Source organism: Lentzea sp. NPDC004789 (genome assembly GCF_053601075.1).
In genome coordinates, this window is sequence record NZ_JBSGBE010000003.1 from 293802 (window position 1) to 314143 (window position 20342).

Annotated in this window: 17 protein-coding genes; 7 read left to right on the plus strand and 10 right to left on the minus strand. The window is 69.1% G+C overall.

The window, feature by feature from the left end:
• Positions 1–31: 31 nt before the first annotated feature.
• The gene (locus ACWEIJ_RS09030) at positions 32–1246 is read left to right on the plus strand and encodes a right-handed parallel beta-helix repeat-containing protein (RefSeq protein WP_449836617.1); all 1215 of its coding nucleotides are present in this window, start codon (positions 32–34) and stop codon (positions 1244–1246) included.
• A complete protein-coding gene (locus ACWEIJ_RS09035) occupies positions 1243–1923 on the plus strand; it encodes a hypothetical protein (protein ID WP_449836618.1) in 681 nt (226 codons plus the stop codon). Before ACWEIJ_RS09030 ends, ACWEIJ_RS09035 begins: the two co-directional genes overlap by 4 nt.
• Here the strand turns inward: ACWEIJ_RS09035 and ACWEIJ_RS09040 are convergent.
• The 5 genes from ACWEIJ_RS09040 to ACWEIJ_RS09060 are packed head-to-tail and all read right to left on the minus strand — an operon-like array spanning position 1901 to position 7001.
• Positions 1901–2779, minus strand: a complete 879-nt coding sequence (locus tag ACWEIJ_RS09040; RefSeq protein ID WP_449836619.1) for a ribokinase — start codon at positions 2777–2779, stop codon at positions 1901–1903. The genes ACWEIJ_RS09035 and ACWEIJ_RS09040 overlap by 23 nt on opposite strands.
• Positions 2776–3696 (minus strand): substrate-binding domain-containing protein, encoded by a 921-nt coding sequence (locus ACWEIJ_RS09045; protein ID WP_449836620.1) that lies wholly within the window; start codon positions 3694–3696, stop codon positions 2776–2778. Before ACWEIJ_RS09045 ends, ACWEIJ_RS09040 begins: the two co-directional genes overlap by 4 nt.
• 31 nt (positions 3697–3727) lie before the next feature.
• The gene (locus ACWEIJ_RS09050) at positions 3728–4633 is read right to left on the minus strand and encodes an ABC transporter permease (RefSeq protein ID WP_449836621.1); all 906 of its coding nucleotides are present in this window, start codon (positions 4631–4633) and stop codon (positions 3728–3730) included.
• Positions 4630–6039 (minus strand): sugar ABC transporter ATP-binding protein, encoded by a 1410-nt coding sequence (locus ACWEIJ_RS09055; RefSeq protein WP_449836622.1) that lies wholly within the window; start codon positions 6037–6039, stop codon positions 4630–4632. Before ACWEIJ_RS09055 ends, ACWEIJ_RS09050 begins: the two co-directional genes overlap by 4 nt.
• A complete protein-coding gene (locus tag ACWEIJ_RS09060; protein ID WP_449836864.1) occupies positions 6036–7001 on the minus strand; it encodes a LacI family DNA-binding transcriptional regulator in 966 nt (321 codons plus the stop codon). Before ACWEIJ_RS09060 ends, ACWEIJ_RS09055 begins: the two co-directional genes overlap by 4 nt.
• Positions 7002–7104: 103 nt before the next feature.
• Here ACWEIJ_RS09060 and ACWEIJ_RS09065 point away from each other — a divergent pair, with 103 nt between their 5' ends.
• Together ACWEIJ_RS09065 and ACWEIJ_RS09070 are read left to right on the plus strand one after the other, a co-directional pair.
• Positions 7105–8931: a DUF2339 domain-containing protein gene (locus tag ACWEIJ_RS09065; protein ID WP_449836623.1), complete on the plus strand. Its 1827-nt coding sequence runs from the start codon at positions 7105–7107 to the stop codon at positions 8929–8931.
• An 84-nt stretch (positions 8932–9015) separates the two neighbouring features.
• Entirely contained in the window at positions 9016–10095 is a 1080-nt protein-coding gene (locus tag ACWEIJ_RS09070; RefSeq protein WP_449836624.1) for a YncE family protein, read from the plus strand.
• On the opposite strand, the gene ACWEIJ_RS09075 is transcribed toward ACWEIJ_RS09070, so the two are convergent.
• Complete coding sequence (locus ACWEIJ_RS09075; RefSeq protein WP_449836625.1) at positions 10026–12095, minus strand: MMPL family transporter; 2070 nt, start codon at positions 12093–12095, stop codon at positions 10026–10028. The two genes, ACWEIJ_RS09070 and ACWEIJ_RS09075, sit on opposite strands and share 70 nt — an antisense overlap.
• A 165-nt stretch (positions 12096–12260) precedes the next feature.
• On the opposite strand from ACWEIJ_RS09075, the gene ACWEIJ_RS09080 reads away from it, so the two are divergent.
• The gene (locus ACWEIJ_RS09080) at positions 12261–12974 is read left to right on the plus strand and encodes a TetR/AcrR family transcriptional regulator (protein ID WP_449836626.1); all 714 of its coding nucleotides are present in this window, start codon (positions 12261–12263) and stop codon (positions 12972–12974) included.
• A 45-nt stretch (positions 12975–13019) separates the two neighbouring features.
• On the opposite strand, the gene leuS is transcribed toward ACWEIJ_RS09080, so the two are convergent.
• Entirely contained in the window at positions 13020–15797 is a 2778-nt protein-coding gene (gene leuS / locus ACWEIJ_RS09085; RefSeq protein ID WP_449836627.1) for a leucine--tRNA ligase, read from the minus strand.
• Positions 15798–16046: 249 nt separating this feature from the next.
• Between leuS and ACWEIJ_RS09090 the strand changes: the two genes are divergently transcribed.
• The gene (locus ACWEIJ_RS09090; RefSeq protein ID WP_449836628.1) at positions 16047–16451 is read left to right on the plus strand and encodes an SdpI family protein; all 405 of its coding nucleotides are present in this window, start codon (positions 16047–16049) and stop codon (positions 16449–16451) included.
• Positions 16452–16469: 18 nt separating this feature from the next.
• Here ACWEIJ_RS09090 and ACWEIJ_RS09095 read toward each other — a convergent pair whose 3' ends face one another.
• Positions 16470–17042 carry a YqgE/AlgH family protein gene (locus tag ACWEIJ_RS09095; RefSeq protein WP_355448331.1) on the minus strand — a complete coding sequence of 191 codons (573 nt, stop codon included), beginning with the start codon at positions 17040–17042 and terminating at the stop codon, positions 16470–16472.
• A 237-nt stretch (positions 17043–17279) separates the two neighbouring features.
• Between ACWEIJ_RS09095 and ACWEIJ_RS09100 the strand changes: the two genes are divergently transcribed.
• A complete protein-coding gene (locus ACWEIJ_RS09100; protein WP_449836629.1) occupies positions 17280–18620 on the plus strand; it encodes an MFS transporter in 1341 nt (446 codons plus the stop codon).
• On the opposite strand, the gene ACWEIJ_RS09105 is transcribed toward ACWEIJ_RS09100, so the two are convergent.
• Together ACWEIJ_RS09105 and ACWEIJ_RS09110 are read right to left on the minus strand one after the other, a co-directional pair.
• On the minus strand, positions 18549–18818 hold the full coding sequence (locus ACWEIJ_RS09105; RefSeq protein ID WP_355448325.1) for a helix-turn-helix domain-containing protein: 270 nt from the start codon (positions 18816–18818) through the stop codon (positions 18549–18551). The two genes, ACWEIJ_RS09100 and ACWEIJ_RS09105, sit on opposite strands and share 72 nt — an antisense overlap.
• A gap of 81 nt (positions 18819–18899) precedes the next feature.
• On the minus strand, positions 18900–20336 hold the full coding sequence (locus ACWEIJ_RS09110; protein WP_449836630.1) for a CCA tRNA nucleotidyltransferase: 1437 nt from the start codon (positions 20334–20336) through the stop codon (positions 18900–18902).
• Between the last annotated feature and the right edge of the window lie 6 nt (positions 20337–20342).

Here is a 20342-nt window from a genome sequence, read left to right on the forward strand (position 1 = left end):
TAGGCCGAACAGAGCAGTACGGTGACCGGCTGTGCGCGCTCCGTACACCTTCGCAGCGGTATTGCTGGTCGCCGGATGTTCGTCGGCGGCGTCACCGAAGCTCGGCCCCGAGATCACCGTCCCGGCGCAGCTGAGCACCATCCAGGCGGCCGTGGACGCGGCGCGGGAGGGCGCGACCATCGTCGTCGCGCCCGGCGTCTACAAGGAGTCCGTGCAGGTCAGAACCAAGGGCCTCACGATCAGGGGCACCCAGCGCGGCAGCGTGATCATCGACGGCGAGGTCAAGCGCGCCAACGGGATCGTGGTCACCGCGCCGGACGTGTCGATCCAGAACCTGACGGTCCGCAACCACACGTTGAACGGCGTGCTGGTCACCGGGCTGAACGAGAACGGCGGGATGGGCCGCGGCAGCACCGGCTACACCAAGCTCGACCCGGCGAAGTTCCCGCCGTTGCAGGGCTTCCGCATCTCGTACGTGACGGCCAGCAACAACGCGTTGTACGGCATCTACGCGTTCGACGCCCAGCACGGCGTGATCGAGCAGAGCTACGCGAGCGGCAGCGCGGACTCCGGGTTCTACGTCGGTCAGTGCAAGCCGTGCGACATCGTCGTGCGCGGCAACGTCGCCGAGCGCAACGCCGTCGGTTACGAGGGCACGAACGCGTCCGGCCAGATGTACGTGCTGGGCAACAGGTTCAGCGGCAACCGCGTCGGCGTGACGTCGAACTCCGACTACCAGGAGGCGTTCGTGCCGCAGGAGGACGCCGCGCTCGTCGGCAACCTCGTGTCGGACAACGACGAGGCGCTGTCCCCGGCGCAGGCCGACGGCGCGTTCGGGCTCGGCGTCGGCATCGCGGGCGGGACGCGGAACGTGGTGTCCCGCAACCGGATCACCGGCAACCCCGGTACCGGCGTCGCGCTCGGGTCGAGCGAGGACCTGCCGCCGCTGGACAACCGCTTCGAGGACAACGTGATCACCGGCAACGGCCAGGACGTGCTGTACGTGGCCTCGAAACGCGCGCCCGGCAGGCACAACTGCTTCGACGGCGGCCGCTGCTACGACGGCGTCGGCGACCCGATGCCGAAGCCCGCCGCACCGCGCGGAATCCCGTTCAACCAGGTCGCCGCCCCGCCGGTGCAACCGGAGATGCCGAGCGGCCCGTTGCCGGACAAGGCACCGAACGTGGAGAAGTACGGCGTGCCGGCCGAGGATCTCTTCGGAGACCGCGCGGCGGTGCGGTCATGAGGAAGACCGTGCTGGCGCTGGCACTGGCGTTGACCGCCTGCAGCTCGACGCCTGACCCGCGCCCGCTCTCGATTCCCGAGGCCGAACGCCTGGCGCTGGTCCGGTTCTCCAACTACACCAGCGGGATCAGGGCGTTCACGGCGTCCGTGCCGTCACCCGGCGGCAAGCTGGTGCTGGACGGCCGGGTCGACTTCGTGAACCACGTCGGCTACGCGGGCATGCGCACCGACGGCCGCAACGACGAGTTCTCCCAGGGTCTCGTGCAGTGGAACCCGGGCAGGATGGCGTTCGCGATGAACCAGTCCACCAAGCCGGTCGACCCGGTGCCGGTGGTCGACTGGCAGGTCCGCAACCTGCAGGAACGCGGCTCCGAGCTGGACGGTGCGCTGCGGTTGCTGGTGAACCTCGGCGCGGACCGGCCGGAGAACTCCCAGCTGCTGCTGCAGAGCTCGGCGCGCTGGCTGCGGTCGGACCGGATCGGCGACACGACCGTCGACGTCTTCGAGGGCCCGAAGCAGAAGGACGCGGCGGAGGCGCGGCTGCGCTACTGGCTGGACGCCGACGGCAAGCTCCGCAGGCTGGAGGCCAAGCTGGGCAACTCCGAGGAGCTCGCCGTCTTCGACTTCGCCACGGCCAAGGAACAACCGGTGCAGGTCATTCCGCCGCTGCGGAGCTGACCTCGGCCGCGGTCGGGTAGGACGGCTGCGCGCCGGCCTTCGTGACGGACAGCGCGGCGACCTTGGCGGCGTACCTCGCGGCGGCGGCGAGCCCGTCGCCGTCGGCGAGCCGGGCGGACAGCGCGCCCGCGAACGCGTCACCGGCACCGGTCGTGTCGACGACCTCGGCCACCTCGATCGACGGCACCTCGGTGATGCCCTCGTCGGTCACCACGGCCGCACCGCGCGCGCCGAGCGTGACGACCGCCGACTTCGGGCCGAGCCGCAACAGGTCCGCGAAACCGGGTGCGAGCTGCGCGGCCTCGTGCTCGTTCACGATCAGCACGGTGAGCTGTTCCAGGGTCCGTGCGGGCAGTTCGGCGACGGGCGACAGGTTCAGCACAGTCCGCACGCCGGCCTTCGCGGCGACGTCGATCGCGTGGGTCACCGTCTCCAGCGGCACTTCCAGCGAACACGTGAGCACCTGCACGCCCTCGAACGACAGAGCGTCCACATCGGACTCAGTGACGTCGGCGTTGGCGCCGGGCGAGACGACGATGGAGTTCTCGCCGTCCGGGGTCACGGTGATGTAGGCGATTCCGGTCGGCCGCGCGGACGTCTTCACCAGCGCCGTGTCGACGCCGGACGACTCCAGCGACTCGCGCAGCAGCGAGCCGTACCCGTCACCACCAACGGCACCGACGAGCGCAACGGATCCGCCGACCCGTGCGGCGGCAACGGCGGTGTTCGCGCCCTTGCCTCCGGGGAGCACGACGGTGTCGCCGCCGAGCACGGTCTCACCGCCGCCGGGCCGCCTGCCGACCTCGACCACGAGGTCGGCGTTGGCGGACCCGAGGACCAGCAGAGTGTTCGTCACTTGAGGAACTCTGCCACGTTCTGCTTGGTGATGACCTTGACCTCGACGTCCACGACCTGCTGGACGACCTCGCCCTTGGCGGCCTTGACCGCCTGCTCGACGGCCTTGGAGCCGAGCAGCTTCGGCTGCTGCGCGATGGTGGCGGCGAGCGTGCCGTCCTGGATGGCCTTCAGCCCGTCCGGCGTGCCGTCGAAGCCGACGACCACGACGTCCTTGCCGGCACGGGCACCGAGCGCCTTGATCGCGCCGAGCGCCATCTCGTCGTTCTCGGCGAAGATGCCCTTGATGGTCGGGTGACCCTGCATCAGGTTCGTGGTCTCGTTGAGGGCCTTGGCGCGGTCGAAGTCCGCGACGGCGGTGGCGGCGACCTTGATGTTGCCGCTGTTCAGGCCCTGCTCGAAGCCCTGGCCGCGGTCACGCGACGCCGACGCGCCCGGGATGCCCTTGAGGTGCGCGACCTCGCCGGAGGTGGCGCGGCCGAGCTCGATGGCCGCGAGGCTGCCGCCGGAGACGTTGTTGGAGGCGACCTCGGCGGCGACCTTGCCGCCCTCGACCGAGCGGTCGACCGAGATCAGCGGGATGTTCGCCATCTCGGCGGCCTTGGCGGCGGGCGCGGACTGCTTGGAGTCGACCGGGTTCAGGATGATCGCCTTGACGCCCTGGGTCACCAGCGTCTGCACCTGGTTGACCTGGTTCGTCGCGTCGTTCTGCGCGTCGACCACGGTCAGCTTGGCACCGAGCTGGTTCGCCATCTCCTGCGCGCCCTGCTGCAGTTCCACGAAGAACGGGTTGTTCAGCGTGGACACCGCGAGGCCGATGGTGATGCCGCTGCCTCCGGACGCCCCTGTTCCGCTGCACCCGGTCGCCAGAAGAGCTGCGGCACCGAGCGTCAGCGCGATCCGTCGGGTCACCTTCATTGGTGTCTTCCTTACCTGTTGCGGTTGGTACTCAGCGACGGCGAAGTGAGTCGAGCAACGCGGCGAGAGCGATCACCACGCCGATGACGACCTGCTGCCAGAACGGCGGCACCTGGAGCAGGTTGAGGCCGTTGCGCAGGACGGCGAGCACAAGTGCGCCGACCAACGTCCCGGTGGCGCGGCCAACGCCACCGGACAACGACGCACCGCCGATGACGACCGCGGCGATGGCGTCGAGCTCGTAACCGACCGCTGCCTGCGGACCGGCCGACCCGAGCCGTCCCGCGAGCACGAGGCCCGCGGCGGCGGCGAACAGGCCGCTCAGCGCGTAGATCCAGAGCTTCTGCCTCCGGACGTCGATACCGCTGAGCTTCGCGGCTTCCTCGTTGCCGCCGATGGCGTACATGCGGCGGCCGAGGTTGGTGCGCGTGAGGATCAGGCCGGTGATGCCGAAGAACAGCAGCATCAGCAGCAGGGGCAACGGCAGCATCGGCGTGAGGTTCGAGCCGAGGAAGGTCACCGGTGCGTCGGTCTCGTGCGGCTGGCCTGCCGAGAACACCAGGGTGAGACCGCGCGCGACGCTCAGCATGGCCAGCGTCGCGATGAACGGCGGCAGCTTGCCGTAGCTGACCAACGCGCCGTTGATGAGGCCGCAGAGTGCGCCGACCACCAGTCCGACCGGCCCCGCGGTCAGTGCGCCGACCATGGCGGCGAGCGCGGCGATGCTGCCCACCGACAGGTCGATGCCGCCGGCGACGACCACGAACGTCATGCCGAACGCCATGATCGCGATGACCGCGGCCTGCACACCGACGTTGAGCAGGTTCTGTGTGTTGAGGAACGCCGGCTGCATGATCGCGATCACCAGCGCGAGCACGAGAAGCCCTGCCAGCGCTCCGTTCTCACTGGCGTACTTGCGAATGCTGATCGTGGTCATGCCGAAATCTCCTGCACGGCGAGTGCCATCACCTGGTCTTGAGTTGCGCCCTTGGGCAGCTCACCGGCCACCCGGCCGTGCGCCATCACCACGACGCGGTCGCTCATCCCGATCACCTCGGGCAGGTCGCTGGACACGAGCAGCACGGCCCGGCCCTGCGCGGTCATGCGGTTGATGAGCTCGTAGATCTCGACCTTCGCGCCGACGTCGACACCGCGCGTGGGCTCGTCGAGGATCAGCACCTTCGGGTCGGCCAGCAGCCACTTGCCGATGACGACCTTCTGCTGGTTGCCGCCGGAGAGCTCCTTCACCGGCTGCTCGACCCGGCCCTTGATCCGCAGCTTGCCCGCGATGTCGTGCAGGCGCTGCTGGTCGCGGTTGGCGAGCGTGGCCAGTTCGAGATTGCGCCCGACGGTCGCGGTCAGCACCAGGCCCTGACCCTTGCGGTCCTCCGGCACCAGCCCGAGCCCGGCCTTGATCGCGGCCTGGACGTCGTTGCGGCGCAACGGCTTGCCGTCGACCTCGACCTTGCCGTAGTCGTAGTCGTCCACGCCGAACGCGGCGCGCGCGACCTCGGTGCGCCCGGCGCCGACCAGGCCCGCGATGCCGACGACCTCGCCCGCGCGGACCTCGATGTTGATGTCGCGGAACACGCCCCGCCGGGTGAGGTTGCTGATCTTCAACAGCGGCTTGCCGCGGCGCTGCCTGGCCCGCGGGTACTGCTCCTCGATCGACCGGCCGACCATCAGCTCGATCATGTGCTGGGTGGTGGCCTTGGGTCCGAGGACACCGACGGACCGGCCGTCGCGCAGGACCGTGATGCGGTCGGCGACGCGCTGGATCTCGTCGAGGTGGTGGGTGATGAAGACGAGCCCGACGCCGTTCTCGCGGAGCTGGCCCATGATCTCCAGCAACCGGTCGGTCTCGGTGTCGGTGAGCACCGCGGTCGGCTCGTCGAGGATCAGCACACCGGCGTCCTTGTCGAGCGCACGGGCGATCTCGATCATCTGCTGTTGCGCGATGCCGAGGTCCTTGACCTTGGCGTTCGGGTCGACGTCCAGCCCGACGCGGTCGAGCAGTTCCGGTGCCCTGCGGCGCATCTCGGCGCGGTCGACGAACCCGAACCTGCGCGGGAGGCGGTTCAGGAACAGGTTCTCCGCGACGCTCAGCTCCGGCACGAGCGCGAGCTCCTGGTGGATGACCGCCAGGCTCGCGTTGCCCTCGATGGTGCCGGCGTCGTGGCCGTGGATGCCCGCGAGCACCTTGACCAGAGTGGACTTCCCGGCACCGTTCTCGCCGAGCAGGACGTGCACCTCGCCGGCGTTGATGTCGAGGTCCACGCCGTCCAACGCCTTGGTGGCGCCGAAGTGCTTGGTGATGCCACGGGCGGTGATCAGCGTCTTCACAGCTCGGCCTCCCCGCACGAACCGCGCAGCACGAGCTTCGCGGTGAGGCGGACGTCGTCGGGCTGCCGGCCGTTGATCAGGGCTAGCAGACTGCGGGCGGCGGCACGGCCCATCTCCACGGTCGGCTGCGCGATGACCGTGATCGGCGGGTCGAGCAGCGGGAACCACGGCTGGTCGTCGAACACCGCGAGCGCGATGTCGTGCGGGATGTGCAGGCCGCGGGCCCGGATCTCGCCGAGCGCGCCGAGGCCCATCAGGTTGTCCATGGCCACGAGCGCGGTGGCGCCGTCGTCGATCAGCTTGGCGGCGGCCTGGCTGCCGCTCTCCTGCCGGAAGTCGCCGTGCACGACCTGCGCCGCGCCACCGAGCACGCTGGTGAACACGTCGCTACGTTCTCTCCCGGTGGAGGTGTCCGGCGGTCCCGCGATCACACCGATGCGGGAGTGGCCGGCGCCGACGAGCCGCCGGGCGAGCGCGGTCAATGCCTCGCTGCCGTCGGCGCGGACGACGGGGCATGTGGCGCCCCTGACCGTCCGGTCGAGCAGGACGAGCGGAACGCCGCCTGCGCTCACTTCGCGAACCAACTCAGGGTCGTCGGTCGCGGGGCACAGCAGGAGGCCGTCCACCCGGCGGTCGAGCAGGGTGCGCACGTAGGTGGCCTCCTGCTCGGCGCTCTCGTCGGCGTTCCCGATCACGACGCAGTAGCCGTGTGACCGGGCCTCGTCCTCGACCGCTCGCGCGATCTCGGCGAAGAACGGGTTCAGCAGATCGCTGATGACCAGACCGAGGGTCTGGGTGCTGGTGGTCCGGAGGGACCGCGCCAGCGCGTTGGGCCGGTAACCGAGCTCCTCGATCGCGGCGAGCACCCGCTCACGGGTCTCGGGCGTCGGCGCGGCATGGCCGTTGAGCACGCGCGACACGGTGGCCGTGGACACGCCCGCGTGCTGCGCGACGTCCTTCATGGTCGTCACGAGGGCGTAGTTAATCGATTACACATGTATGTAGTCAAGCTGGATGAGTAGGTGTACGGATGTCACCGGGCGTGCTCTGCCTCACCCTGATCACATGGACGGACAGGATCGCCTCGGGTACGAGCAGCGCCTCGCACTGGAGCTCGCGGCCATCGGGCAGCGACTGGTGACGCTCAGCGCGGAGATGCGGGAGCACTCGGCTTCGGCCGCGACCGCGCCACCACAGCAGAGCCCGTGGGCGAACCAGGCACCGGTCCCGGCGACGATGCCCGTTCAGTCACCGCCTCCGCCCCAGCAGGCCTGGCCGCAGCCTCCGCCACCGCAACCGTGGCCGCAGGCACCTCAGCAGTGGCCTGCTCCAGCGCCCCAGCCGCGCGAGACCCTCTTCGAGAAGCTCGGCAAGGACGGCGCGGGCTCCAAGCTGCTGGCCTGGGTCGGTGGCGCGATCACCGTGCTCGGGTTCGTGCTGCTGCTGATCCTCGCGATTCAACGCGGGTGGCTCGGGCCGATGCCGCGCGTCATCGGCGGTGCGGTGTTCAGCGGCGCGTTGGTCGGCATCGGCATGTGGCTGCACCGCAACCCGCACGGCCGCACCGGGGCGTTCGCGCTCGCGGCGACCGGTTTCGCGGGCCTCTACCTCGACGTCATCGCCGCCACGAGCCTCTACGAGTACCTGCCGCCGGCGGTGGGTCTGGTGGTCGGCCTCGCGGTCGCGGCGGCCGGTGTCGTGCTCGCGCTGCGGTGGGACTCGCAAACGCTCGCGGTCGGCGTCGTCGCAGCGTGCGCCATCTGCTCGCCGATCTTGACCGAGGGCTTCACGGTGCTGCTGGTCGGGTTCCTGCTGGTGCTCAAGATGGCCGGCACGCCGGTCCAGCTCCAGCGCCGCTGGCCCGGTCTCGCGGTCGCCGCCGGGTTGCCGCCGATCATCGCCTCGCTGCTCACCACCGCGCGGGCCGTGCCCGCCGACTTCGAGTGGACCGTGGTCGGCGTCGCGGGTGCCACCACCGCGGTCGGCATCGTGGTCGCGCTGCTGACGGTGTGGAAGCGGCCCGGCGACGTCGTGGCGGTCGGGCTGGTCGCCGGTTCGGCGCTGCCCGCGATGTTCGCGACGACGTTGCTGAAGGACCCGGCCGACTCGATCCTCGCCGGCGCGGTCGCCGCGGTGCTGCTGGCGATCTGGATGGTCCCCGACCTGCCCCGCGCGTTCACGACGGCGGCCGGTGCGGCGGGCATGCTCGCGTTGTTCCAGACCACGGTGATCGCGCTGGACGGCAACGCGCGGACAGCGGTCGTGCTGGCCGAGGCGGTGCTGCTGGCGTTCCTCGCGGCGCGGCTGACCAAGAAGAGCGCGCTGGTCGGGTCGATCGTGTTCGGCGTGGTCGGGTTCCTGATGACGGTCGTCCAGGCCGTGCCGATCTCGTGGCTGGTCGAGGAGCCCCGGTACGTGACCGTCGGCTCCGGCGACTACGCGGCCGGTCTGGTCACGGCGCTGGTGCTGGGCGTGTTCGCGGCGACGGTGCCGTGGGCCGCGCTGAAGATGCAGGTGCTGCGCGAGCCGGCCAGGCACCCGTTCCCGTGGATCGTCGCTGGGCTCGTGCTGCTCTACGGCGCGGCGGGTGCGGTGCTGTGCGCGGCGCTGCTGGTGTCGCCGGACGAGAGCGGATTCCTCTTCGGACACTCGGTGGTCACCGTGTCGTGGACGATCGCCGCGTTGTTCCTGCTGGTCAAGGGGATCAACAACAAGGCGCTGCGGATCTCCGGGCTGATCCTGGTCGGCGCCGCGGTGCTCAAGCTGGTGCTGTTCGACCTGGCCGCGCTCGACGGCATCGCCCGCGTGCTGGCGTTCCTCGGCGCGGGTCTGGTGCTGCTCACCGCCGGCACCCGCTACGCGAAGCTGGTGGCCGGCGCGAAGAACCCCTGACCAGTACTACGACAAGGCAAAGATTTCGCTCGACCGGGTGACGGAAGTAGATCGATAGCACCCGGAAGTGGTCCCATCGGGCGTATGGCAAAGCCACGCCTCGTGGCCGCGGTTCTAGCGCTCTCAGCGGCCATCGCGGCGATGGGTGTCGAGCAACGGCACGACTTCACGACCACCTCCGCAGCCGCGGCTCCGCGCGCCTACGTGGTGGGCAGGACCGGACTCGTCCAGGTCGTCGACACCAGAACCGGCACGATAGTCGCGCACGCGGACACAGCGGGCCACGCGACAGGTGTCGCCGTGTCGCCGGACGGCGGGCGCGTCTACGTGGTCAACGGGTGGACCGGCACGATCGCCGAGGTCGACCCGAACACCGGCGCGGTGCTGGACCGGATCTTCACGCAGGTCCAGCTCTCGCAGGCGGCGATGCGCCCGGACGGCAAGCGCCTGTACGTGTCGGCCAGCGGCGGCATCGCGGTCGTCGACCCGGAGCACTTCCAGCTGGTGGCCGCGGTGAAGGTGCCCGGCCAGCCGCTGGGCCTCGCCGTGCACCCGAACAACCAGGTCCTCTACGTGGCCAACGCCCAGGACGGCACGGTCGGCGTGGTCGACACGGCGACCGCGTTCCAGACCTCGACCATCCAGGTCGGCGGTCTGCCGCAGCACCTGGCGATCTCACCGGACGGCAAGCGCCTGTACGTCAGCAGCATGGAGCTGGGCGAGCAGACGCCGGGCACGCTGTCGGTGATCGACACGACCACGAACCAGGTCGTCGGCTCGCTGCGGGCCGGCAGGGGAGCGGGCAGCATCGCCGTCACCCCGGACGGCACCACCGTCTACCTGACGCTCACGAAGGAAAGCGCGGTCGTGGTCGTCGACGCGGCGACCATGACGTTGCGCGAACGCTTGCCCATCAACGCGCCGGGCGTCGCCATCGCGCCGGGTGACCCGAGGGTGTTCCTCGCGACCGGCACGACGACGACGGTGCTCGACAGCTCGAACGCGGTGCTGGCCACGTTCGCGATGAAGTCGGGCGAGCTGGAGGACCAGAGGCCGCGCCAGTTCGACGCGGCCATGATCGCCTTCCCGCCCGGTCAGCCGACCGCGACGGGCTCGCGGATCTCGTCGTCCCAGTCGTCGAAGTCGTCGACCGGCTCGTCGTGAAGCGCGAGGCGTTCCTGGACCCGCTTGAGCGGCCCAGGTGACCACCACGCGGCGTTGCCGAGCAGCTTGAGCACGGCCGGCACGAGCAGCATCCGGACCACGGTGGCGTCGAGCGCCAGCGCGAGGATCATGCCGACACCGACGAACCGCATCATCGCGACCTGTGAGAACGCGAACGCACCGGTCACCACGATCAGCAGCAATGCGGCCGAGGTGATCACCCGGCCGGTCTTGGCCAGACCGGTGCTGACGGCTTCCTCCGTGGTCGCGCCGTGACCGCGGGCCTCGACCATGCGGGAGAGCAGGAAGACCTCGTAGTCCGTCGACAGACCGAACACGATGGCGGCCATCAGCACGACGATGCCGGACTCCAGCGGCCCCGGCGTGACACCGAGCAGGTCGGCGCCGTGACCCTCCTGGAAGATCCACACCAGCACGCCGAACGTGGCGGACAGCGACAGCGCGCTCATGACCACGGCCTTGATCGGCAGCACGACCGAGCCGAACGCCAGGAACATCAGGATCAGCGTCGCGCCGACCAGCAGCCCGATCATCAACGGCAGCCCGTCGGAGATGGCGTCGAGCGAGTCGCTGACCATGGCGGTGTTGCCGCCGACCAGCACCTCGGCACCGTTCGGCGGGGTGAGCGCGCGGACGTCCTTGAGCGCCTGCTTCGACTCCGCGCTCAACGCGTCGTGCTCCAGCCCGGCGGCCGCGGCCGTGACGCCCTTGTCCGAGCCCATCGGCCGGACGTCGCCGATGCCGGGAACGTCCTTGACCTTGTCCAGGTACTGCGCGACCGCGGCCTGGTCACCGCCCTTGACGACGATCTTGAGCCCGGTGTTGGAGAGCGCGGAGAAGTTCTGGTTGATGTTCTCGGTGGCCACGCGCACGGCGTTGCCCTCCGGCAGGACCTTCTCGGTGACCTGGCCGAACTGGACGTTCAGGAACGGCGCGCCGAGCGCCGCGAGCACCGCGATCAGCGGGACGGCGAACAACAGCGGCCGCTTCATGACCTTGCCGCTCAGGCCGCGCCAGCCGCGTTCGCTCGGCTCCTTCTTGCGCCACGGCATGGCGAGCTTGTCGACCCGGTGGCCGAGCACGCCCAGCAATGCCGGCAGCAGCGTCAGCGACACCAGCGCCGCGATCGCGACCGACGACATGCCGCCGTACGCGAGGGACTTCAGGAAGCCGTGCGGGAAGATCAGCAGTCCGGCCAGCGCGATGACCAGCAGCGTTGCGCTGAACATCACGGTACGGCCCGCGCTCGCCACCGTGCGGCCGACCGCCTGCTCGGTGGTGCGCCCCTGGGCGAGCTCCTCGCGGAACCGGCCGACCATGAAGAGGCCGTAGTCGATCGCCATGCCCAGCCCGAGCAGCGACGCGACGTTGACGGCGAAGGAGTTGACGCTGGTGAAGGTGGCGATGCCGTGCAGCACGCCGAGCGCGCCCATGATCGCGAGCCCGCCGACGACCACGGGAAGACTGGCGGCCACGAGACCGCCGAAGATGACCACGAGCAACAGCAGGACCAGCGGCAGCGAGAACATCTCCGCGCGCGTCAGGTCCGACTGCGACATGTCGTTGATGGCCTTCTGGGTGGGCACGAGCCCGCCGACCTGCTGCGTGAAACCGTCGATCGGCAGCTGCGACTGGACGTCCTCGAACTGCTTGATCTGCCCGTTCGAGTCACCGCTGGTGAGCGTGATGGCGACCAGCGCCTGCTGCTTGTCGTCCGACGGAACCGGCCCGGTGACCTTGAGAACGTCGTTCTTCGGGAACCCGCTGATGTGGTCGGCGACCTTCTTCAGCTCCAGCGGGTTGGCGAAGTCGCCGCGGTAAATGACGATCACGTCACCGTTCTGCCGCCCGAACGCCTCCTCGGCTACCTTGTCCGCCCGCGCCGCCTCGCTGGAAGGAGCCTCGTAACCACCCTGGCTGAGCTTGTCGAACACGCCCAGTCCCCACACACCGCCGAGCACGGCGAGCAGTACGGTCATGATCAACACCACCCACCGGCGGCGATATGCGACAGATCCCCACTTCGCGAACATCGACGACGGCCTCCTGGGTTACCGTGCTGTGAATACCGTGAACTCTTGTAAACACCGTTCACTAAAACCGTACGGGCGGTGGACGGGGTCTACAACCCGATGGAGTGACATATGACCGAGGCCACTCGCCGAGAACGGCTTCGCGCTGAGACCGAGCGTGAGATTCGGCAGGCGGCCCGCGCTCTTTTGGTGGAACGCGGCCGCGACGCGGTGACTCTGCGTGCCATCGCACGCGAGCTAGGCATCACCGCGCCCGCCTTGTACCGCTACTACGACTCCCACGAAGCGCTATTGCGACAGCTCTGCGACGACATCTGCGCCGACATGGCCGCAGTGCTCTACGCGGACCTGGCCGCGGACACGTCCGGACACGTGGGATGCCAGGTCAGGGCGGTGTGCCGAGGCTTCCGCCGCTGGGCCCTGGCGCACCCGCAGGAGTTCGCGCTGGTGTTCGCCTCGCCCCGCGACCCGCTGGGCGCCGACCAGTTCGGCGCGGTGTTCCTGTCGCTCGCGGGACGGCTGATCGCGTCCAACCTGGTGGCGAACCACGCGGACGACGACGTACCCGAAGTGCTGCACGAGGACCTGGTGAGGTTCCAACAGGTCCTGATGGACGCGGTGTCGGTGCACGGCGTCACGGTCGAGGACGACGTCCTCAACCTGGGGAAGATCTACCACGTGGTGCAGTCGTGGGTGCGGCTGTACGGGCACGTGGCGCTGGAGGTGTTCGGGAGGTTCCCGTTCGCGGTGAGCAACCCGGAGCCGATGTTCGACAGCATGCTCGACCAGATGCTGTCGGACATCGGCTTCCAGGAGAACGACTGAGGGGCGCCGCACCGAAGCGCAGCGCCCCTCCAGGTCGAGTGGTTCCTACAGGACCACGTTCACCAGGCGGCCGGGAACCACGATCACCTTGCGCGGCTCGCCACCGGCGACCAGCTCGGCGATCTTCTCCTCGGCCAGCGCGGCGGCCTTGATCTCGTCCTGCGACGCGGACGCCGCCACGACGACCCGCGAGCGGACCTTGCCGTTGACCTGGATCGGGTACTCGACGGTGTCCTCGACCAGGTACTGCTCGTCCGCGGCCGGGAACGGGCCGTGCGCCAGCGAGCCGTCGTGGCCCAGGCGGGTCCACAGCTCTTCGGCCACGTGCGGGGCCTGCGGGGCCAGCATCAGCACCAGCGGCTCGGCCAGCGCGCGGGGCGTGCCGGAGGCGTAGTGCTTGGTGATGTAGTTGTTCAGTTCGATCAGCTTCGCGCCTGCCGTGTTGTAGCGCAGGTTCGCGTAGTCGTCGTGGACGCCGGCGATCGTCTTGTGCAGCAACCGCAGTGCCTCGACCGAGGGCTCCTCGTCGACCACGCGCAGTGAGCCGTCGGTCTCGTCGACCAGGTTGCGCCACAGACGCTGCAGGAACCGTTGTGCGCCGATGACGTCCTTGGTCGCCCACGGGCGGGAGACGTCCATCGGGCCCATGGACATCTCGTAGAACCGGAAGGTGTCCGCGCCGTACGTCTCGCACATCTGGTCGGGCGTGACGACGTTGTTCAGGCTCTTGCCCATCTTGCCGTACTCCCGGTTGACCTCCTGGCCGTTGTGGAAGAACTTGCCGTTCTCCTCGACGACCTCGGCCGCGGGCACGTAGACGCCGCGGGCGTCGGTGTACGCGTACGCCTGGATGTAGCCCTGGTTGAACAGGCGGCGGTACGGCTCGTCGCCGGTCAGGTGGCCCAGGTCGAACAGGACCTTCTGCCAGAAGCGCGAGTACAGCAGGTGCAGCACCGCGTGCTCGACGCCGCCGATGTACAGGTCGACGCCGCCGGGGTCGGTCGGGCCGTGCTCGGCCGTGCGCGGGCCCAGCCAGTACTTCTCGTTCTCCGGGTTGACGAACCGCTCGGTCTCCACCGGGTCGACGTAGCGCAGCTGGTACCAGCACGAACCCGCCCAGTTCGGCATGGTGTTCGTGTCGCGGCGGTACGTCTTCAGACCATCGCCCAGGTCCAGCTCGATCGTCGTCCAGTCGGTGGCGCGCGACAGCGGCGGCGACGGCTCGGTGTCCGCGTCCTCCGGGTCGAACGTGCGGGGGGAGTAGTCGTCGACGTCGGGCAGCTCGATCGGCAGCATCGACTCGGGCAGCGCGATCGCGGTGCCGTTCTCGTCGTAGACGATCGGGAACGGCTCGCCCCAGTAGCGCTGGCGGCTGAACAGCCAGTCGCGCAGCTTGAACTGGACGGTGCCGTGGCCGTGGCCGTTCTCCTCCAGCCACCCGATGATCGTCTTCTTGGCGTCGTCGATCGCCATGCCGTCCAGGAAACCGCTGTTGATGGCGGGTCCGTCGCCGGTGTACGCCTCGCCCTCGAAGCCGTCGGACGGCTGGACGGTGCGGATGATCGGCAGGTCGAACTTCTTCGCGAAGTCCCAGTCGCGCTGGTCCTGGCCGGGCACGGCCATGATCGCGCCGGTGCCGTAGCCCATCAGCACGTAGTCGGCGATGTAGACGGGGATTTCCTTGCCGTTCACCGGGTTCGTGGCGTACGCCCCGATGAAGACGCCGGTCTTCTCCTTGTTCTCCTGACGGTCCAGTTCGGACTTCAGGGACGCAGCCCGTCGGTACGCCGCGATGTCTGCCACGCGATCGGGCGCCGCAATCTGGTCCACCAGCTCGTGTTCCGGTGCCAGGACCATGTAGGTCGCGCCGAACAACGTGTCCGGACGGGTCGTGAAGACCTCAATGTTCTCGTCTCCCACCGCGAATCGGACTCGGGCACCGTGCGAGCGCCCGATCCAGTTGCGCTGCATGGCCTTCACCTTGTCCGGCCAGTCCAGCCGGTCCAAGTCGTCGATCAGCCGGTCCGAGTACGCGGTGATGCGCATCATCCACTGGCGCAGGTTTTTCCTGAACACCGGGAAGTTGCCACGCTCACTGCGTCCGTCGGCGGTGACCTCCTCGTTCGCCAGCACAGTACCCAGTCCGGGACACCAGTTGACGGGCGCCTCCGACAAGTAGGCCAGCCGGAAATCGCCCAAGATCCTTTGCTGGTCGGCAAAAGACAGCTCAGACCACTTGCGACCGCCGGGAACGTCCCGCTCGCCAGACTCGAACTGAGAGATCAGCTCGGCGATCGGACGAGCCTTGCGCGCGTCCGGGTCGTACCAGGAGTTGAAGATCTGCAAGAAGATCCACTGGGTCCACTTGTAGTACTCGGGGTCGATCGTCGAGATGCGGCGACGCTCGTCGTGGCCCAGCCCCAGCCTGCGGATCTGCCGCAGGTAGGTGTTGATGTTCTCCTCGGTGGTCTTGCGCGGGTGCTGCCCGGTCTTCACCGCGTACTGCTCCGCGGGCAGGCCGAACGCGTCGAAGCCCATCGTGTGCAGGACGTTGCGGCCGTTCATGCGGTGGTAGCGCGCGAACACGTCCGTGCCGATGAAGCCCAGCGGGTGGCCGACGTGCAGGCCGGCGCCGCTCGGGTACGGGAACATGTCCTGCACGAACAGCTTGTCCGCGGGCACGTCACCCTTGAGCGCGCCAACGGGGTTGGGCGCGTAGTAGGTGCCGTGCTCCTCCCAGTACCGCTGCCACCGCTCCTCGATCTGGTTCGCCAGCTCCGCGGTGTAGCGGTAGGCGGGGATCTCCGCCGCGTCCGTGCTCATGTTGATGAGTCCCTCTCCATCGATCCTGCCCCTGACATGACGAAACCCCCCAGCCCAGATGGGCATGGAGGGCTGCCGCGCCGACCGTCTTCCGATCAGGTCGTCGCGGCTAACTAAGGAGCAGGCGGGCCGTGCTCATGCCCTCAACGGTATCAGCGCACCGCAAGCGGCCTGCACGGGCGGTGGCCTGCGGCACATCGGACCGGGGTGAGCGCGAGGTGACCGGCGCGCCAGCCTTACCCTCATGGGGTGAACATCGTGCTGTCGGTCGTCCTGGGTGTGCTCGGCGTCGCTCTCGGCGCGATCGGTCTGCTGGGTCTGCAGGGCAAGCTGCGCCGCAACCGCTTCGTCGGCGTGCGCACGGCGGCGGCCCTCCGCGACGAGGAGACGTTCGCGCTGGCCAACCGCGTCGCCGGGGTGCCGAACGTGGCAGCCGGTGCCGTGGCGATCGTGTCGGGCGCGATGGCGTTCGTCATGGCCGACCTGGCCGTCACCGCTGGGATCATCGGACTGGTGGGCGCGCTCGCGATCGCCTTCGCCGGCGGGATCGTGGGCAGCCGGGCGGCCGCGCTGCTGCCGGAGCCGGTCAAGCCCAAGGGCTGCGGTGGCTGCGCGTGCGGCGGTGGCGGTTGCTCGCCGCTCGCCGGTCTGTAGCCGCACGTTTCACGTGAATCAGTTCTCGCGGACGTCCTTGGGGTAGGTGGACAGCAGCGCCAGCGGCATGCCCTGCCGGCGCAGCACCCGCCCCCACAGGTCGACGTTCGCGCCGACCAGCACGTCGTCGGCCAGTCCGGTGACGACGATCCAGTCGCCGCGCTCGATCTCGCCCGCGAGCTGGCCCTCGCCCCAGCCCGAGTACCCGGCGAACACCCGCAGGCCGCGGACCAGCGGCATCAGGTCGTCCGGCTCGGCGTCGAGGTCGATCAGCGCGACCGGGCCCTGCACGCCGACCAGGCCCTCCACCTTGGACGGATCGGTGCCCGCCTTGAGAGCCGCCAGGCACAACGCCGTCTTCTGCTCGACCGGGCCGCCGATGTAGATGCACTGCGGCTTCGTCACGTGCGGACCCCACGGCGGCAGGACGTCGTGCACCGCCACCTCGGACGGACGGTTCAGCACGACGCCGAGGGTTCCCTCTGGACGTTGGTCGATGATGTAGACGACCGTGCGCGTGAAGTTCGGGTCGTTCAGGCTCGGGGCAGCAACCAACAGGGAGCCTGGCTCGACCTCGGCATCGGGACGCACGTCACCATGAAATCATCCGTGATCGCCGGAACAACTCAGGGCCGCTCCCCGTTAGACTCAGGTGTCGGATGTCTTTGTGTCCCCCGGGCTCAACAGACAACCGCCTTCGCGGAATACCGTACGGCTGGAGCCGCGTAGTGCATCGCGCCGTGAGGCGACCTGGCATCCGATCCAGGGGAGCCGGACCGTGAGGTCCGGCTTTCGTGGTTTTCACCCGAACACGCATAGAGTGCAACGGTGACAACGCTTGCGGTGGAGAAGCACCACTGGGGATCACGCCGGTTCCTCGGCATCCCCGAGTACCGCAGGCTTCTCGCCACCAGGCTCACGTCGCAGTGGGGTGACGGACTCTTCCAGGCCGGGCTCGCCGGCGCGGTTCTCTTCAACCCCGAGCGGCAGGCCGATCCCGCGGCCATCGCGGCCGGGTTCGCCGTGCTCCTGCTGCCGTACTCGCTCGTCGGGCCGTTCACCGGCGCGTTGCTGGACCGGTGGGACCGCAAGAAGGTCATCGTCGTGGCGAACGTCTCACGCGCGGCGTTCGTCCTGCTGACCGCGCTGGCGGTCGGTGCCGGGCTCAGCGGGTTACCCCTCTACGTCTCCGCCCTCGTCGTCATGGGCATCGGCCGGTTCGTCGGTTCCGGGTTGAGCGCCTCGCTGCCGCACGTCGTCGACGAGAACCACCTGGTCGAGGCGAACGCGCTGGCCACGACGGCGGGCGCGATCACGGCGGTGTTCGGCGCGGCGTGCGCGATCGGGTTCCGCACGGTGCTGGGCGCCGGGGACGGCGGTTCCGGCTGGACCACCAGCATCGCGCTGACGGGCATGCTGGCCAGCGCGTTCATCGCCAGCCGGTTCAAGGCCGGTGTGCTCGGGCCGGACCGGGTCGACGAGCCGCACAACGCGATCAAGGCCGTCGCCCGCGGTCTGCTCGACGGCGCGAAGGCCACCTGGCACACCCCGAACGTCACGGCCGCGCTGGCGGCGGTCCTCGCGCACCGGGCCGCGTTCGGCGTGAGCCTCATGGTCACGTTGCTGCTGATGCGCTACAGCCTGCACGACGTCGGCATCCTCAAGGCCGGCATCGGCGGGCTCGGCGAGGTCGCCGTCGCGGGCGGTGCGGGCATCCTGCTCGCCGGCATCCTCACCGACCGGATCGTCGACAGGTTCGGCGTGAAGACCACGATCTGCGGCGCGATGGTGATCACGGCCGCCGCGCAGATCGGGCTCGGGCTGCCGATGACGCTGATCAGCATCCTCGCGGCCGGCTTCGTGGTCATCTTCGCCGGTCAGGTCGTCAAGCTGTGCGTGGACACCGCGGTGCAGCGCGACGTCGGCGACGAAGTGCGCGGCCGAGTGTTCGCGCTCTACGACACCCTTTTCAACATCGCGCAGGTCACCGCGGTGACCATCACCGCGACGGTGGTCCCCCTGGACGGGCGTTCGCCCGGTCTCATCCTCACCGCCGCGAGCCTCTACCTGGTCGGGCTGGGCGCCTACCTGCTCCTGCTAACGCGGAAACGGCAGGTGCAGCATCCCGGCCTCGTGGGCGAAGACGACAGCAGCAACCCGATCGGGTAGATCCAGGCGCCGCAGGATGTCGGCCACCTCGTCGGCCACCCGCTGTTGCCCGATGCCGAGCACCCGCGCGATCTCGTGGTCGGCGTGACCACGCGCGAGACACCGCAGCACCGCTCGTTGGTCGTCGGTCAGCTCGTCCAGGTCGTGTACCGCAGGACCTGCGGAAAGTCCCCAGGAGAACATCTGCACCACCCCCATGCGCTCCCCTAGCGCACCACCTATGGTGCATCCCCGCGCTGTCAGTTCGCTAACGCGGGGATTTCATCCGCTCACAATGCGTCACCGAGATGGCGGAGTGATGCCCTGCTCGCGCGCCCAGTCGAGCAACGCGGCCTCTGCCTCGTCGCGGTCCAGCGGTCCGCGGTCCAGGCGGAGCTCCTTGAGGAACTTCCACGCGGCGCCGACCTGCGGGCCCGGCGGCAGGCCGAGCAGCTTCATGATCTCGTTGCCGTCGAGGTCCGGGCGCACGCGCGCGAGGTCTTCCTCGGCCGCGATGCGTGCGATGCGCTCCTCAAGAGAGTCGTACGTCCGCCGCAGCAGGTTGGCCTTGCGCTTGTTGCGGGTCGTGCAGTCCGCACGGACGAGTTTGTGCAACCGCGTCAGCAGGTCTCCCGCGTCCGTCACGTACCGGCGCACGGCCGAGTCGGTCCACTCGCCGTTGCCGTAGCCGTGGAAGCGGAGGTGCAGGTAGACGAGCTTGGCGACGTCCTCGGTGATCTCCTTCGAGTACCGCAACGCCCGCAAGCGCTTGCGGACCATCTTCGCGCCCACGACCTCGTGGTGGTGGAACGAGACACCGCCGCCGGGCTCGAACCTCCTGGTCGCCGGCTTGCCGATGTCGTGCAGCAACGCCGCGATCCGCAGCACCAGATCGGGTGATTGATCAACATCTTCAAGATCAATCGCCTGTTCCAGCACAACCAGCGAGTGGTCGAAGACGTCCTTGTGCTGATGGTGTTCGTCGATTTCCAGCTTCATGGCCGTGAGCTCGGGCAACACGATGTCGGCCAGCCCGGTCTCCACCATGAGCTCGATGCCGCGGCGCGGGTGCGCGCCGCACAGGAGCTTCGAGAGCTCCACCTGCACTCGCTCCGGCGTGATGCGGGCGATTTCGCCTGCCATCGACCGCATGGCCTCGACCACCCGAGGCGCGGCCGTGAAGCCGAGCTGGGAGACGAACCGGGCGGCGCGCAGCATCCGCAACGGGTCGTCGCCGAACGACTCCTGCGGGGTCGCCGGTGTGTCCAGCACGCCGTCACGAGCGGCCTGAAGGCCTCCCGTCGGGTCCACGAACGCGCGGGCCACGACGTCGAACGCCATGGCGTTGACCGTGAAGTCACGCCGGACCAGGTCGCCGTCGATGGTGTCGCCGAAGGTCACCTCGGGGTTGCGGGTGACGCCGTCGTAGACGTCCGCGCGGAAGGTCGTGATCTCGAGGATCTCGCCCTTCTTCGAGGCACCGACGGTGCCGAACGCGATGCCGGTGTCCCATTGGGCGTCGGCCCAGCCGCCCAGCAGCTTCTGGATCTGGGCAGGTCGCGCGTCCGTGGTGAAGTCGAAGTCGTTCGTCGGGCGCCCCAGCACGGCGTCGCGCACACTGCCACCCACGAGGTAGAGGCGCTTGCCCTCGGCGGCGAACCGGGCGGCGAGCTCGGCGACGACTGGTGTGATGGTGGGCTCTTCCACCACCGCATTCTCCTGGAGCGATCGAGACACGAGAAA